This is a genomic window from Enterovirga sp. (genome assembly GCF_035325185.1).
Classification (GTDB): Bacteria; Pseudomonadota; Alphaproteobacteria; order Rhizobiales; family Beijerinckiaceae; genus Enterovirga.
The window spans coordinates 20,526-35,875 of record NZ_DAOLAJ010000031.1 but is presented as its reverse complement, the minus strand read 5'-3'; the positions used below and the strand labels follow the sequence as shown (position 1 = coordinate 35,875).

Below are 15,350 nucleotides of genomic sequence, written 5' to 3'. Positions count from 1 at the left end.
TAGGCGGGCAGGAGCGCGCGGAAGAGGCTGAGCTTGGCGAGCGCGAAAAGGCACAGGCCGGCGATCAGGACCGCGAAGAAGGTGTTGGCGATGGTGGCGGCGAATTTCAGCCTGTGCTCGTGGAGGTAATCCTCGATCACGACCTGCATGCCGAGCCGCATGTGATAGGTCACCGAGATCACGAAGAGCCCGAGCAGCACCGAGGTGACCGGACCGGAGACGATCGCCGCCGCCTCAGGCCAGGGCCGCCCGGCCGCCGAGCCGATGATGACGATGAAGCAGAAGCCCAGGATGAGGTTGGAGATCGCGGTCACGCGCTGCGCCCACCAGTGCTCGACGCCGTGATGGGCGGCGCCGAGGCCCCGCACGCGGGAGCGGTCGGTACGGATCGAGGCCGTCTTGCCGGTCGTGTCGGTCATCTCGGCCTCCTCAGCGCATGACAAGGGCGATCACCCACAGGGCGACCGTCAGGATGGGAGAGAGGACGAGGGTCATCCTCGCCATCCGCATCCGGTTTTCGTAGTCGAAGCCGTATCCCGTATCCCAGACCAGGTGGCGGATGCCGCCCAGCAGGTGGTGCATCAGCACCCACGTATAGCCGAACATGATCAGGAGCCCGAGCGGGGAGCCGAAGAACCAGGAGACCCGGTCATAGGCATGCGGCCCCGAGGCGAGCGCCGCCAGCCAGATCGCCACCAGCACCGTCCCGAAATACAGCGCGCAGCCGGTCACCCGGTGCGCCACGGACATGGCCATGGTCCAGGTCCAGCGATAGATCTGGAGATGGGGGGAAAGCGGTCTGGCGGGGGGTGCCTTCGCGTCGGCCATCAGATCCTCCGGGCGTCACGGGAAAGGGGTTCTTTTGAATGGTTCCTAGCTCGTCGTCCGCTCAGCGGCAACGCGCCATCTTGCAAAATGCAGCAGAAGATCACGGCAGCCTCCCGAGGAGCCGCCACCACAGATAGGACAGCGGCACGGCGATCAGGAACGAGGCGACGCCAAAGGGGACCGTCAGCCGCGCGGCGGTGGCGAGCCTCACCCGTCCCAGTTCCGAGGCGACGAGGATGGGCGGCGCCTGGTAGGGGAAGAAGATCGTCGAGAAGCCGATCACCTGGATCATCACGACGTCGAAGAGCGGAAACCCGCTGGCCTGGGACAGTTCTCCGGCGAGGGCGGTGAAGAGGGCCGGCGCCCCGTTGGCGGTGGTCGCGAGGGTGAGGACCGAGGAGATCCCGACGAGGACCGCGAAGTTGCGGGCGGTCTCCCCCGGCGCGAGCGGGGCGACCGACAGGAGGGCCCGGCCGAGCGCGGCGCCCGCCCCGGTCTCGACCAGGACCGAGACGGTCCCGAGAATCGCGGCGATATAGAAGCAGGTCCGCAGGCCGATCGTGCCGAACACCTCGGGCGGCACGACGCCGACCCGCGGCAGGATGCAGACCACCGCCGCGCCGAGCCCCACCCAGGCGGGCTGCATGCCGTGCAGGCTGTCTGTCATCCACAAGCCCAGCGTCACGGCGAGGATGACGGCGAGGCGGATTTCCTCGGGCGAGAGCGGCCGGTGAGGGCCGGAGGCGGCAGCGACCCGGCTCACCTTGTCGGGAAAGACGAGGCAGACGCACGCAACCAGGATCGCCCCCTTGACGAAGGCCAGCACGGGCGCGTGCAGCAGGAGATAGGGCATATAGGCGATATGAATGCCGTAGAGCGTCTCTGCGGTGCCCGCCATCACCATGTTCGGCACATTGGCAGGCAGGATCGAGGCGGAGAGAATCGGCGTCGCGACCCCGACCGCGAGAATCGCGCCGATTCGCCCCGGACGGCCCTCGTCGAGCCCCAGCTCGTCGGCCAGGGCCAGCACGATCGGCACGAGCAAAGCGATGCGCCCCAGATTGGAGGGCATCACGAAAGCCAGCAGGAAGGCCAGCGTGACGAGCCCGGTGACGAAGAGCGGGTAGGAGCGCGAGAGCGGCCGGGACAGGAACCGCGCGATCCGAGCCCCGAGCCCCGTGCGCACCATGGCCGCGCCCACGATCATGCCGGAGAGGACCAGCCAGAAGGCCGAGGAGGCAAAACCTGAGAAGATGGTCGCAGGCTTGGCGACGCCCGACAGGGTCGCGGAGGCGAAGAAGCCCAGCGTGACGACGATCTCGGGCACGAGCCCCGTCGCCCACAGGAAGATGCAGACGGCCGCGATGGCGGAGGCGGTCAGCACCGGACACCCTCCCCCCGCAGAGCGGCGGGACCACCTGGGCAGGCCGGGCCGGCTATGTCGTCGAAATTCGTCACCGGCGAAGGAGTGCCGTCGAATTTGCTTCGACACAATCTGGAATTCGACTAGATTGCCTTCGCCAATGGCGAAGGATGCGAGGTCCATGCATTTCGATCTCGTCGATCTCGGGCTCTTCCGACACGTGGTCGAGGCCGGCTCCATCACGCGCGGGGCGGAGCGGGCGCATCTGGCGCTCGCCGCGGCCTCGACGCGCATCCGCGGCATGGAGGAGGCGATCGGCGCCAAGCTCCTGCTGCGCACCCGCCTCGGGGTCACCCCGACCGCGGCGGGGCGCACGCTCCTCTCCCATGCCCGCACGATCCTCGCCCAGGCCGAGCGGCTGCGCGAGGATCTCGGCGCCTTCGTCGGTGGGCTCGCGGGGGAGATCAAGGTCCTGTCGAACACCAATGCGCTGACCGGCTTCCTGCCCGAGGTGCTGGGCACCTTCCTTGCGCGCCATCCCAACATCTCGGTGGAGATCGAGGAGCGGCTTTCCGACGAGATCGTCGGGCTCGTCGCCGAGGGCGTGGCAGAGATCGGGATCGTGGCCGGCACCGTCGAGACGGCGCGGCTCGAAACCTATCCCTTCGCGACCGACCGCTTCGTGGTCGTGGCCGCGCGCAGCCACCCGCTCGCCGGGCGGGGCTCGATTCCCTTCGCGGAGGTGATGGGCCTCGATTTCGTCGGGCTCGACCGCGCGAGCGCCCTCCAGCGCTTCCTCGCGGTCAAGGCGGCCCGGGCGGGGCGGGCGCTGCGCCTTCGCGTCCAGTTGCGCAGCTTCGACGCCGTCTGCCGCATGGTCGAGGCCGGAGTCGGGATCGGCATCGTGCCCGAGACGACCGCGCGCCTCGCCCAGAAGACCTCCGACATCGTCGTCGTCGCCCTCGACGACCCCTGGGCCGTGCGCGACCTGACCATCTGCCTGCGCAGCTACCGGGCGCTCGCCCCCAGCTCGCGCCTCCTCGTCGACCTGATGCGGGATTGGCAGGGCCGGCCCCCGGCCCCCGTTGGCCAATAAAGCCAACCGTCATCAACCCGGTCGATGGATAGGGGGATCGCCCCCGCCGCTCAGCGCTGCCTGGCCCAGCGGATCATCAGCACCCAGTAGTCGAGTTCGAGCACCACGGCGGGGTGATAGCCCTCGCCCTCCCGTCCGGGGAAATCCCGGCAGGGGTGGTTCTTGGCCGCGATGGTGCGCAGGCGGAGCGCGCCGATATCGGGCCGGCGCGGGATCTCGGCCTTCTCCAGCACCTCGCTCCAGGCATAGATCGTGTCGCCCGCGAAGCTCGGCGCGACATGGCGGCCGCCGTTGATCGCGGCGATGCGGCAGGCATTGCCGAGGCCGTTGAAGCTCAGCGCGCGCGCCGTCGCAATGATATGCCCGCCATAGACGAGCCGCTTGCCGAAGCGCGTGTCCTTCGCCGCATGGCCGTCGAAATGGACCTTGGCGGTGTTCTGGTAAAGGCGCGTCGCCATCTGGTGCTCCGCCTCCTCGATCGTCATGCCGTCGACATGGTCGATCTTCTCGCCCACTTCGTAGTCACCGAAGCGGTGCGGGCTGCCGGAGAGGTCGTTGTCCCAGGTGCCCGGATCGATGCGGGGAAAGCCCTCTCCCAGGCTCGCCCCGTCCACGACGCGCGGCAGATTCGGCACGTGATCCGGCGGGTTGGGGGCGGAGGCGTCGCGCTTGTTCACCATGACCCAGCGGCAGTAATCGAGCACCGGCTCGTCGCGGTTCTTGGTGCCGCGGGTACGCACATAGACGATGCCGGTCTTGCCCGAGGCATTGGCCTTGAGCCCGATGACTTCCGAGGTCGCGCTCAGGGTGTCGCCCGGATAGACCGGCCGCAGGAAGCGCCCGCCCGCATAGCCGAGATTGGCCACCGCGTTCAGCGAGATGTCCGGCACGGACTTCCCGAAGACCATGTTGAAGACGAGGATGTCGTCGACCGGGCTCGCCGGATAGCCGACCGCATGGGCGAAGGTATCGGCCGATTGCAGCGCGAAGCGCGAGCCGTAGATGGAGATGGCGAGCGAGACGTCGCCCGCCGTCACCGTGCGCGGCGTCGCGTGCCGGATCACCTGGCCGAGCCGGAAATCCTCGAAGAAATTGCCCGCATTCGTCTTCATCGTCACCCCCGCCCTTCCGGCCGTCTCAATCCTGCCGGGAGGAGAAACGCAAGCCTCACGCCGGTTCGAAAATCACCTCCGGCAGGCCCCGCCGCGCCCGCGCCGCCCGGACCGTGTTGGCGAGGAGGCAGGCGATGGTCATCGGGCCGACGCCGCCGGGAACGGGCGTGATCGCGCCTGCGACCTCCACAGCCTCGGCGAAAGCGACGTCGCCGACGAGCCGGCTCGTGCCCCCCTCCCCCGCGAGGCGGTTGATGCCGACGTCGATCACGACGGCGCCCGGCCTGATCCAGTCGCCGCGGATCATCTCCGGCCGTCCGACAGCCGCGACGAGGAGGTCGGCGCCGCGGCAGAGGCCGGGCAGGTCGCGGGTGCGCGAATGGGCGATCGTCACCGTCGCGCTCTCGGCCAAAAGAAGCTGCGCCACCGGCTTGCCGACGATGTTCGAGCGCCCGACCACCACCGCGTTTAACCCCGTGAGGCTCGGCGCGACGGTCTTGGCCAGGATCACGCAGCCGAGCGGCGTGCAGGGGACGAGGCCGGGCTCCCCGGTCGCCAGGCGGCCTGCATTCAGCGGATGGAAGCCGTCGACATCCTTGGCAGGATCAATCGCGAGAAGGACCTGCCCCGCATCGATCTGCGGCGGCAGCGGAAGCTGCACCAGGATGCCGTCCACTCCCTCGTCGCGGTTCAGCTCGGCGATCAGGGCGAGAAGCCGCTCCTGCGTCGTGTCGGGGGGCAGGGTGTGGTCGATCGAGCGCATCCCGGCCGCGGCCGTCATCTTCTTCTTCGAGGCGACATAGACGCGGCTCGCCGGGTCCTCGCCAACGAGGATGACGGCGAGGCCCGGCACGATCCCGCGGGCGGCGAGATCGGCCGCCGCCTCTGCGACACGCGCGCGGAGCGAGGCGGCGATGGCTTTTCCGTCGATGATCGTAGCGCTCACGGGCGAGCCTCCGAGCAGAGCGCGTCGAGGCGCCGGGCAAGCGCCTCCGGGTCGCCGGCGACGCCGAGTGTCTTCAGGCGGGATGTGGCACCCGAGACGAGCGAGACGGCCGAGGGCGGGCAGTCGAGCGCCGCGGCGAGGCATCGCCGCAGCGCCTCGTTCGCGGCGCCGTCGGCGGCGGCGGCCTTTACGCGGATGCGCAGCACGGCCCGCCCGTCCGAGAGCCGCTCGAGCCCCTGCACCTCGTCCCGGCCGCCCCGGGGGGTCGCCCGCACGGCGACCGTCACGCCCCCGGCCGTCCGGCGATAGACTCCGTCCATCGCCGGGTCAGAAGACCGCCGGATAGAGATAGATCTGGATCACCCGCTGGATGAAGAAGATGATCAGGAGAAGGATGATCGGCGAGATGTCGATGCCGCCGAGATTGGGCAGGAGGTTGCGGATCGGCCGGAGCACGGGCTCAGTGATCTGGTAGAGGAAGTTCCAGATCGTGCGCACGACCTCGTTGCGCGTGTTGACCACGTTGAAGGCGATCAGCCAGCTCATGATGGCCGAGGCGATCAGCAGCCACACATAGAGCTGCAACGCCAGCATGAGGACATCGAGAAGCGCGCGCATGGAATCCGCAGGAGAAGGGAACGGTTCGCGGCATGTAGCGAGCGCCGCCCCCTCCGACAAGGCGTCCAGGCCCTGAGCCGGGGCGATCGGGTGAAGCGCCCTCAGCGCACCTGAACAACCCCCACCTCGCCCTCGCGCGACAGGATGCGCAGGGTGACGTCGTCATCCTCCCGGCGGAACAGGAGGTCCGTCCGCGCGCCGCCGAGGCGCAGGTTGCGCAGCATGAGCGCCTCCAGGAAATTGGGAAGCTGCGGCTGCGTGAAGCGGATCTCGCGCCGCTCGGCGGAGAGTTCGAGGCCGAGGCAGGCGGCAATCAGGCCGAAGGGCGCGGCCGCGGCCCAGGCCTGCGGCGAGCAGGCGACCGGATAGGCGGTCGGCCCGCGATAGGGCTTGCGGATGAAGCCGCAATAGAGTTCCGGCAGGCGGCGCAGGTCCTGGTAGATGGCCGACTGGAACATGGCGTCGAGGACGCGCGCGGCCTCGCGCTTCATGCCGTAGCGGGCGAAGCCCAGCCCGACGAGGGCGTTGTCGTGCGGCCAGACCGAGCCGTTATGGTAGGACATCGGGTTGTAGCGGCTCTCGCCCTGCGCGATCGTGCGGATGCCCCAGCCGCTGAAACCCTCCGGGCTCAGCAGCGCCGCGGCGACGCCCGGAGCGCGGCTCGCCTCCGCGATGCCGGTGAAGAGCGCGTGGCCCGCATTCGAGGAGCGCACGCGGCAGGGACGCTTGTCGCCGTCGAGGGCGAGGGCGAAGGTGCCGATTTCCTCGCACCAGAAGGCTTCGTCGAAGCGGCGCTTCAGCTCGTCGGCCTGCCTCGCCCAGCGCTTGGCCCGGGCCGGATGGCCGACCACGGCCGCCAGATGCGCCGCGGCGCGCTTCGCGGCATAGACATAGCCCTGCACCTCGCAGAGCGCGATCGGGCCGGTGGCCAGCGATCCGTCGGCGTGGAAGATGGAATCCTGGCTGTCCTTCCAGCCCTGGTTGGCGAGACCGTTCGGCGTCTCGCGGAAATATTCGACGAAGCCGTCGCCGTCGCGGTCGCCGTATTTGTCGCACCAGGCGAGCGCCGCCTCGATCTGCGGCCAGATGGCCTCGATCGTGCCGCGATCCCCGGTGCGCTCGAAATACATCCCCGCCAGCATGACGAAGAGCGGCGTCGCATCCACCGTGCCGTAATAATGCCTGAAGGGCACCTCGCCGAGCATCGCCATCTCGCCGAAGCGGCGCTCGTGCAGGATCTTGCCAGGCTGGGAATCGGCGGCCGGATCGCTCGTGGTGGCCTGGTGCGCCGCGAGATACCGGAGCACGCCCTTCGCGAGGCCCGGATCGAGCCAGAGCATCAGCATGGCCGTGATGATCCCGTCCCGCCCGAAGACCGTGCTGAACCAGGGCACGCCCGCATAGGGATAGGGCCCTTCTCTGGTCTGGCTCACGAGCATCGAAACATCGGAGAGGGATCGCGTCAGCACCTCGTCGAACAGGGAATTGTCGCTTTCGATCCGTGTCGCCTGGGCGCGCATCCCGCGCAATTCACGGCGCGCCGCACGGAAGGCGGTGAGGAAATTCGGGCGGCGGCGCGCCTGGCCCTCGTCGCAGCAGACGACGACGAAGATCGCCCGGCGCTCGCGGGCACCCAGCGTGATCTCGATCTCGGCCCGCCCGGCCTCGAGCCGCTGGGGGGGCGGATCGAAGATGAGCCGGGTATGCCGCCGCAATCCGTCGAGGCCCGTATAGACATATTCGAGCGTCGAGGGATCGACGATCCGCGCCGTCCTGGTCCCGCGCCTGTCGCGGTGGCTTCCGCGCACCTCGAAGAGGTCGCGGAAATCGGCGTCGAAGCGGATCGTGACCCGGAAGCTGCGCGGCCGGTCGTCGAAGCTGCGGAAGCCGATGCGCTCGTAACAGGCGCCCTCCCAGAGCACCTTGGTCCGGTCGATGGAGACGATGTCGCGCGGGAAGACGGTCCGGTCCTCGACGATGATGTCGGGATTGGTGAGGTCGACCGTCAGGGCCGCGTTGTCGTTCTGGATCACCGAGCCGAGCAGGAGCGGCCTCTGCCCCTCGAACCGCATCTCGAAGAGCGACAGGTAGCGCGTGTCGCGCATGAAGAGGCCCTCGGGCGTCCCCCCGAAGGTGCCGATGTCGCCGTAGGTGTCGAGGACGGCGAAGGTGTCGCCCTGCTTCAGCGTGCGCAGCACCCGCTCGACGAGCGAGGTCTGCGCCTCGATGTAATGCTCCGGCAGCTTGACGTCGGCAGCGAGCTCGACCGGCTCCTGCGGAAACGTGGTCTCTGTCATGTGGAGGTCCCGGCCCTCGTGATGCCGGGCGCTGCCGCGCTGCAACCGCCGTGGGGCGCGGGGCGCGTGCCTGACCCGGTCCGGCGCGCGCCCCGCTCCTGAAATGCTACTCGGCCGCCACGAGCCGGGGCGCGCGGGCGCCCGATCCGATGACGGAGTTATAGGCGGCCAGATAGTTGCTGGCCATCTTCTCCGCGGTGAAGCGGGATTCGAAATAGGCACGAACTCCGGCACGGTCCATGCCGAGCGCCGTATCGACCCCGGCCACGGCCTCGTCCATCGACTCGACGATGAGGCCGCCGACCCCGTGCTCGATCACCTCCGGGACCGAGCCGTTGCGCCAGGCGATGACGGGCGTGCCGGCCGACATCGCCTCGATCATCACGAGGCCGAAGGGCTCGCGCCAGTCGATCGGGAACAGGAAGGCAGCGGCATTGCCGAGGAAATCGACCTTCTGGCGCTCGTCGATCTCGCCGATGAACTCGATCAGCGGATGCTTGAGGAGAGGGGCGATCTGCGTGTCGAAATATTCCTGGTCCGCCTTGTCCACCTTGGCGGCCATGCGCAGCTTCATGCCGGAGCGCTTGGCGATCTCGATGGCGCGGTCGGGCCGCTTCTCGGGGGAGATGCGACCGAGGAAGGCGAGATAGTCGCCCCCCTTCGGGTTGAAGGGCGCGACCGTGGGCGGCAGGCCGTGATAGACGGTCGCGACCCAGTTGACGCCCGGCACCATCGGCTCGCGCTGGCTGTCCGAGATCGAGATCAGCGGCATCTGCGGATATTCCTCGAAGACCGGGGCGAAATCCGGCACGTCGAGGCGCCCGTGCAGCGTCGTCACGATCTTGTGCGCCATGTCCTGGAACATCGGATATTGCAGGATATCGATGTGGCAATGGATGATGTCGAACTCGTCGGCGCGCTTGCGCACGCGGTCGAGCATGACGAGGTTGTGCGCGGTGTGGTCGCGGATGTTGCTCAGGCGAAGGCCCTGCTCGGCGCCTGGCACGAGCCGGGCCGAGGTCTCCGAATCGCCGCTCGCGAAGAGCGTGACGTCGTGGCCCTGCCGTACCAGCTCCTCGGTCAGCCAGGAGACGACGCGCTCGGTGCCGCCGTAGAGCTTCGGCGGGACGGCCTCGGCGAGGGGGGAAATCTGTGCGATCCGCATGGGTTCAACTCCGATGGACAAGAGGGTTCGTTCCGGCCTGCGCTGCCGCCGGCCGGGAGGTTAGAAAACGGCCGGAGACCGGGTGAGGTTCAGGCCGCCGCGACCGGCACGAGCCGGGGCGCGGCGGGCGTCGGAGCGGTAGCGCCGTAGGAGAGGTCGCTCTCGCCGAGTGTTTCCTTCACGACGACGCCGTCCTTGATGGTGACGATGCGATCGAAATTCGCGAGCGTCGGCAGGCGATGCGCGATGGCGAGCACTGTGCGCCCCTGCATCAGGTAGGCGAGCGCAGCCCGCACCTCCGCCTCCGAATGGGTGTCGAGGGCCGAGGTCGCCTCGTCGAGGAGGAGGATCGGCGAGTCCTTCAGCAGCGCGCGGGCGATGGCGATGCGCTGGCGCTGGCCGCCGGAGAGCTTGACGCCCCGGTCGCCGACGATCGTGTCCAGCCCCTCGGGCATGGCGTCGACGAAATCGGCGCATTGGGCCGCCTCCAGCGCCTTGCGCACCTCCGCGTCGGTCGCGTCGGGGCGGCCGTAGCGGATGTTGTCGCGCAGGCTGCGGTGGAGCAGCGAGATGTCCTGCGGCACGACCGTGATGGCCCGGCGCAGGCTCTCCTGCGTCACCTCGCGCAGGTCCTGGCCGTCGATGAGGATGCGCCCGCCGCCGACGTCGTGGAAGCGCTGGAGCAGCGAGAACAAAGTGGACTTGCCGCTGCCCGAGGGGCCGATCACGCCGACCCACTCGCCGGGCTCGATCTTCAGCTTCAGGTCCTTGAAGACGCCCTTCACACCCGGATAAGCGAAGGAAATCCTGTCGAAATCGATGCTGGCGCCGCGCGTCTTCAGCTCCGTGGCCTGGGGATGGTTGCTGAGCTGGTGCGGCACGAGCAGCGTCTGGAGCGCCTCCGCGAAGCGCGCGGTATGCTGCGTGACGTCCACGAGGGCGACCGCGAGGTCGCGCGTCGCGCTCAGAATCGAGAGGCCGAGCGTGCAGACGAGGATGACCTCGCCCGCCGTCGCCTGCCCCGCCTCCCACAGGCGCACGGCCCAGATCAGCAGCGCGACGGTCGCCAGGATGGTGACGACCGCATGAGTCAGGCGCAGGCGCTCCAGGTAGAAGAGCGACTTGCGGCGGGCGTTCATCTCGCGGTCGAGCGTGAAGCCGAAGCGCATGCGCTCGCGCTTGACGCCGCCGAACTGCTTGACCAGCGACATGTTGCCGACGACGTCGACGATGTCGCCGTCCACCGAGGCCGCCTTGTCCGCATAATCGTGATGCAGGGGCTTGCCGGCCGCCGCGATCCTGAACATCGCCACGATCACGACCGCGAAGACTGCGGTCAGCACCGCGGCCATGGTCAGGCTCACCGTGCCGATCAGGGCGATCGCCGCCACGGCCGCCGCGCAGGGCGGCAGCACGTTCCAGACGAACATGTTCTCGATCGTGAAGAAGGCGTTCGAAGTCGCCGTGATCCGGCTCGCGATGGTGCCGGGCGGACGGTCCGCGAAGAAGACCGGGGCATGGCCCGTGAGATGCCGGAAGAGATCCCGGCGCAGGTCGCCCGTGACCCCGACGAAGGTGAAATGGGCCTGGAAACCCGCCACCCGCCAGAGCAGGTTGTCGGCCGCGATGAGGCCGCACAACAGCGCGAGCGCCCCCCAGACCCCGCCTTGCAAGAATCCCTGCGCCGCCTCCTGCGAGGGCCCGCGGCCGAGCGCGTCCACGAGCGCCTTGACGCCGTATTGCGTGCTGACCGAGCAGATCACCGCGCCGACGACGCCGAGGATGATCGCCGCATGCCCGACCGGCCGGCGGCGGATATAGGAATAGAAAAAGGACCAGGGTCTCGTTGCGTACCAACTCATCTCCTGACTGTCGGGCACGTCCGGCTCCGGCGTCGCGGCGGTAGCGGGCTGCGGCATGGCGGCGTCCGACGCTTGGCGTTGCCCTTTCGGGAACAACGCGATTGCGGAGTCTTGGTTGCAGAGACCCATGGGGGCGAGGCTCGAAATCTTTCGCATGCAAGCACCGTGCGAGATGGCAGCAGGTCGACGGTCAGCGGGCGCGCCGCCGGGATGCGCGCCCCGGCAGCGTGTATTTGGTCTCGGGCATCGCGAGCAGCACCACCACGAAGGCGAGGCCACCGACGGCCGCCAGGCCCAGGAACGCGCTGGCAGTGCCGAACCTGTCGGCGAGCTGCCCCGCGAAGAGGGTGCTGACGGAAGCCCCGATTCCCATGCCCGTTCCGATCACTCCTTGTGCGAGCGCGAAGTGCCCGGACTTGCGCGTCGCGTCCGCGACGATCAGCGAGACCAGCACACCGACAATGGCGGCCGACACGCCGTCGAGCGTTTGCACCGCCACAAAGAAGTATTCTTCCTGAATGTAGGCAAAACAGATCCCGCGCAGCGGCAGCATCGCGAAGGCGATCAGGAGAAGAGGGCGGCGCCCCCAGCCCTGGGCGAGGCGCCCGACGAGGGGCGAGAAGAACGTCACCAGCACCTGGGGGACGACGATGCAGGCCGCGATGAGCAGCGTCGGCGATTCGTCCGAGCGCAGGGTCAGCATGCTGCCGACGAGCGGCAGCATGGCCGCGTTGGCGAGGTGGAACAGCAGCATGCACAGGAAGAGCAGGTAGAGCGTGCGATTCGCCATGAAGGCGCGCCAATGCGCGACGCCGCGGGGCGGCACGGATTCGGCCTGCGTCTCGCCGGCATGGGGGTCGATCTCCTGCACCACCACCCCGCGCAGCGCGAGGAGGGCGGGCGCGGCGAGCGCGGCGGTGACGATGAAGACGGCCTTGTTCGAGACGAAATAGCCGATCGCCCCCATCACCCCCGCCGCGACGGCATTGCCGAGCGAGCCGAAGCTGGCGTTGCGTCCGAGGCGCCTCGCGAGGCGGCCGTGGCCGGCGAGCCCGAGGCTGATCGCCGCGAGGGCGGGCGTCAGCGTGCTGCTCGCGGCCGCATGGACCAGCCAGGCCGCGAGGATCACCGGAAAGGCGGGGCTGAGCGCGAGGGCGAGCGCGCTCGCCCCGACGAGGAGCACCGACCAGGCCGCGACGGTCCGCTTCTGCTCCGAGGCGTCCACGACCGCCCCTCCGGGGATCTGGAGCACGAGGCCGACGATCCCGCCGATCGTGAGGACGAGGCCGATATCCGTCTGGGTCCAGCGCTCCGAGGTCAGATAGACCGAGACGAAAGGCCCGAACCCCGCCTGGAGGTTCGCCACGAAGAACGCGAACCAGTCGAGGCTCCTCTCGCTTCGGCGCGAGGGCCGCAGGCGGCGACCTGCCGGTTTCCGCCCGTTCACCGCGGCGCCGGGACGGCCGGGAAGGGACGGCCCACTAGAGCGTGATGGCGCCTCGCCGAAGCGCCATCACGCTCTATCCTTTTGCTTGAGCATGATCTTTTCGAAAAACCGGTATCCACTTTCTCGGATCGTGCTCTAGTGCGGCTGCGCGGGCCGTTCGGCGGCCTCCGGCGCGGGGGCCGGGACCGGCTCGGCGGAAGCCGATGGAGGCGGAGCCGGCGCGGCCGGCGCTACCGGTACGGCCGGCGCGGCCGGTACGACCGGCGCCGCGGCGGGAGCAGCAGCCGGGGCCGGAGGAGAAGGCGAGCCGCTCAGCACGACGACCGGCTCTCCCGGCTTGTATTCGGGCGAGACCCGCACCTGGTTTCGATTGAGCGCGAAGGTGAAGCCCCAGGTCTTGCCCGTGCGCGAATATTGCAGCAGCCGCCAATCCACGGCGATCTTGCGGCTGCCGACGCCGAGGAACCCGCCGAAATCGATAACCGCCGCCCGCGGCTGGTTGTTGGCGGAAATGATCACGTCGACGATCCGGCCCATATCCTCGCCGGAGGCGCTGCGCACGCTCTTGCCGATGATGCCCTCCGATTCCTCGGGGCTCAGTACGATCGCGGGCGTGCCGTGCTCGGGAGGCGGGGCGGCCACCACCGGCGGCGCGGCGGGAGGAGCGGCCGCCGGGGGCGTCTCGGGCGCGCCCTGCTGGGCTGTCGCGGGAGAGCCGGCGAAGGCGATGCCGGACAGGGCGGCGAGGACGACGGCGAGCCGGATGGACATGGCCTCACTTTTCCGCGCCGCGCCCGAAAACGCAATCGCGGCGAGGGGTCACGCAGGACGATCGCCCATTGCCTTCCGCCCCCTCCAGAGGACGATCAGTTTGGGGCTGGACCTCCTCTCTGAAACCTGTCTAATTTTCAAGCAACGGCGTACGTGGCTCACGCCTTGCAAAGATGGCTCACGCCTTGCAAGCGAGCGAAGCGGCCCGAAGAGAGGTGGGAACGTCATGAAATTCAGAGGCCTTGCCCTGGGTGCCGCGATCGGAGGGACGGCCCTGCTCGCCGTGCTCGCGCAGCCCGCCGGTGCCGTCACGGTCAACTACGCCAACCAGGGCGACCTCAAGTCCCTCGACCCCTATACCCTCAACGAAACGACGACGATCGCCCATCACGCCCATGTCTACGAGGGGCTGATCCGGCGAGACCAGAATCTCAAGGTCCAGCCGGCCCTTGCCGAATCCTGGGAGCTGGTCGAGCCGAACCGCTGGCGCTTCCATCTGCGCAAGGGGGTCAAGTTCTCCGACGGCACGCCCTTCACGGCCGACGACGTGCTCTTCTCCGCCGAGCGCGTCCGCGCCCCCGGCTCGAATTTCGCCACCCGGCTTCCGCCGGACGCGAAGGTCACCAAGGTCGACGACTTCACGGTCGATTTCACCACCGACAAGCCCAATCCCATTCTCTTCAATGCCTGGGACAGCTGGTACATCATGTCGAAGAAATGGGCGGAGGAGCACAATTCGGTCGCGCCGACCCCTGCCGCCGCCACGACTCCCACCTATGCCTCGCTCCACGCGATGGGCACCGGCCCCTTCACCATCGAGAGCCACCAGCCCGGCGTGAAGACGGTCTTCAAGAAGAACCCGAACTACTGGCGCAAGGTGGACGGCAATATCGACGAGATCGTTTTCACGCCGATCGCCAACGACTCGACCCGCGTCTCCGCGCTGCTGTCGGGAGAGGTCGACATCGTCGAGCCGGTGCCGCTGCAGGATATCGACCGGGTCAAGTCGTCCGGCGCCGCGCAGGTGCTGAACGCTCCGGAGATCCGCGTGGTCTTCCTCGGGATGGACCAGGCCCGCGACGAGCTGGTCAATTCGAACGTGAAGGGCAAGAACCCCTTCAAGGACAGGCGCGTGCGCGAGGCCTTCTTCAAGGCCATCGACGTCGACGTGATCAAGTCGCGCGTGATGCGCAACCTGTCGAGCCCGACGCCCCTCATGGTGGCGCGGGAGCTGTTCGACCTCTCCGGCGAGTTCACCCGCGAGAAATCGGACCCGGCCGCCGCCAAGAAGCTCTTGGTCGAGGCCGGCTATCCGAACGGCTTCGAGGTGGGCATCAACTGCCCCTCCGACCGCTACGTCAATGACGGCGACATCTGCCGTGCCATCATCAGCATGCTGGCCCGCATCGGCGTCAAGGTGAACCCGATCATCGAGCCGAAGGCGCAGTACTTCGCCAAGATCCTCAAGTCGGGCGGCTACAACACCTCCTTCTACATGCTGGGCTGGACGGCCAGCACCATGGACAGCCACAACGTCCTCTACGAGATCATGGGCTGCCGCACCGATCCCAAGAGCTCGCGCGGCGACACGAACGTGTCGGGATATTGCAACCCGAAGCTCGACGAGCTGGCGGACAAGGTGCAGGTCGAGACCGACAGGGCCAAGCGCGACCAGATGATCAAGCAGGCCTTCCAGCTCTGCATCGACGATTACTGCTACATTCCCCTGCACCAGCAGCCCCTGTCCTGGGGCGTGTCGAAGAAGCTCAAGATCCAGCAGCGGGCGGACAACCAGGTCCGCTTCGAATGGGCGGTGAAGGAGTAGAGCCGCCATGATCCGACGGC

Annotated in this window: 14 protein-coding genes; 2 read left to right on the top strand and 12 right to left on the bottom strand. The window is 68.4% G+C overall.

Annotated elements, in window-relative coordinates; all coding sequences use genetic code 11:
* The 3 genes from sdhD to PKD06_RS08525 form a co-directional block, all read right to left on the bottom strand.
* Nucleotides 1-419: succinate dehydrogenase, hydrophobic membrane anchor protein (gene sdhD / locus PKD06_RS08535; RefSeq protein ID WP_324379509.1), on the bottom strand; the 419-nt coding region annotated here is incomplete at its 3' end.
* A gap of 10 nt (nt 420-429) precedes the next feature.
* Nucleotides 430-828 carry a succinate dehydrogenase, cytochrome b556 subunit gene (gene sdhC / locus PKD06_RS08530; protein ID WP_324379507.1) on the bottom strand — a complete coding sequence of 133 codons (399 nt, stop codon included), beginning with the start codon at nt 826-828 and terminating at the stop codon, nt 430-432.
* A 100-nt stretch (nt 829-928) separates the two neighbouring features.
* Entirely contained in the window at nt 929-2,212 is a 1,284-nt protein-coding gene (locus tag PKD06_RS08525) for an SLC13 family permease (protein ID WP_324379504.1), read from the bottom strand.
* A 160-nt stretch (nt 2,213-2,372) separates the two neighbouring features.
* On the opposite strand from PKD06_RS08525, the gene PKD06_RS08520 reads away from it, so the two are divergent.
* Nucleotides 2,373-3,287 carry a LysR substrate-binding domain-containing protein gene (locus tag PKD06_RS08520; RefSeq protein WP_324379502.1) on the top strand — a complete coding sequence of 305 codons (915 nt, stop codon included), beginning with the start codon at nt 2,373-2,375 and terminating at the stop codon, nt 3,285-3,287.
* A 50-nt stretch (nt 3,288-3,337) separates the two neighbouring features.
* On the opposite strand, the gene PKD06_RS08515 is transcribed toward PKD06_RS08520, so the two are convergent.
* The 9 genes from PKD06_RS08515 to PKD06_RS08475 form a co-directional block, all read right to left on the bottom strand.
* On the bottom strand, nt 3,338-4,399 hold the full coding sequence (locus PKD06_RS08515; RefSeq protein ID WP_324379510.1) for a MaoC family dehydratase: 1,062 nt from the start codon (nt 4,397-4,399) through the stop codon (nt 3,338-3,340).
* A 55-nt stretch (nt 4,400-4,454) separates the two neighbouring features.
* On the bottom strand, nt 4,455-5,345 hold the full coding sequence (folD, locus tag PKD06_RS08510; protein WP_324379500.1) for a bifunctional methylenetetrahydrofolate dehydrogenase/methenyltetrahydrofolate cyclohydrolase FolD: 891 nt from the start codon (nt 5,343-5,345) through the stop codon (nt 4,455-4,457).
* Nucleotides 5,342-5,665 (bottom strand): DUF167 family protein, encoded by a 324-nt coding sequence (locus tag PKD06_RS08505; protein WP_324379498.1) that lies wholly within the window; start codon nt 5,663-5,665, stop codon nt 5,342-5,344. The genes folD and PKD06_RS08505 overlap by 4 nt, the downstream gene beginning before the upstream one ends.
* Nucleotides 5,666-5,672: 7 nt before the next feature.
* A complete protein-coding gene (locus PKD06_RS08500) occupies nt 5,673-5,963 on the bottom strand; it encodes a YggT family protein (protein WP_324379496.1) in 291 nt (96 codons plus the stop codon).
* 101 nt (nt 5,964-6,064) lie between these two features.
* Nucleotides 6,065-8,260, bottom strand: coding sequence for an amylo-alpha-1,6-glucosidase (locus PKD06_RS08495; protein ID WP_324379494.1), 2,196 nt, complete (start codon nt 8,258-8,260; stop codon nt 6,065-6,067).
* A gap of 106 nt (nt 8,261-8,366) precedes the next feature.
* Nucleotides 8,367-9,425, bottom strand: a complete 1,059-nt coding sequence (locus PKD06_RS08490; protein WP_324379492.1) for a glycosyltransferase family 4 protein — start codon at nt 9,423-9,425, stop codon at nt 8,367-8,369.
* 89 nt (nt 9,426-9,514) lie between these two features.
* Complete coding sequence (locus PKD06_RS08485) at nt 9,515-11,344, bottom strand: ABC transporter ATP-binding protein (protein ID WP_324379490.1); 1,830 nt, start codon at nt 11,342-11,344, stop codon at nt 9,515-9,517.
* A gap of 133 nt (nt 11,345-11,477) precedes the next feature.
* Nucleotides 11,478-12,734 carry an MFS transporter gene (locus PKD06_RS08480; RefSeq protein ID WP_324379489.1) on the bottom strand — a complete coding sequence of 419 codons (1,257 nt, stop codon included), beginning with the start codon at nt 12,732-12,734 and terminating at the stop codon, nt 11,478-11,480.
* A gap of 135 nt (nt 12,735-12,869) precedes the next feature.
* On the bottom strand, nt 12,870-13,505 hold the full coding sequence (locus PKD06_RS08475) for a PRC-barrel domain-containing protein (protein ID WP_324379487.1): 636 nt from the start codon (nt 13,503-13,505) through the stop codon (nt 12,870-12,872).
* A gap of 226 nt (nt 13,506-13,731) precedes the next feature.
* Between PKD06_RS08475 and PKD06_RS08470 the strand changes: the two genes are divergently transcribed.
* On the top strand, nt 13,732-15,330 hold the full coding sequence (locus PKD06_RS08470) for an ABC transporter substrate-binding protein (RefSeq protein ID WP_324379485.1): 1,599 nt from the start codon (nt 13,732-13,734) through the stop codon (nt 15,328-15,330).
* Nucleotides 15,331-15,350: the final 20 nt, after the last annotated feature.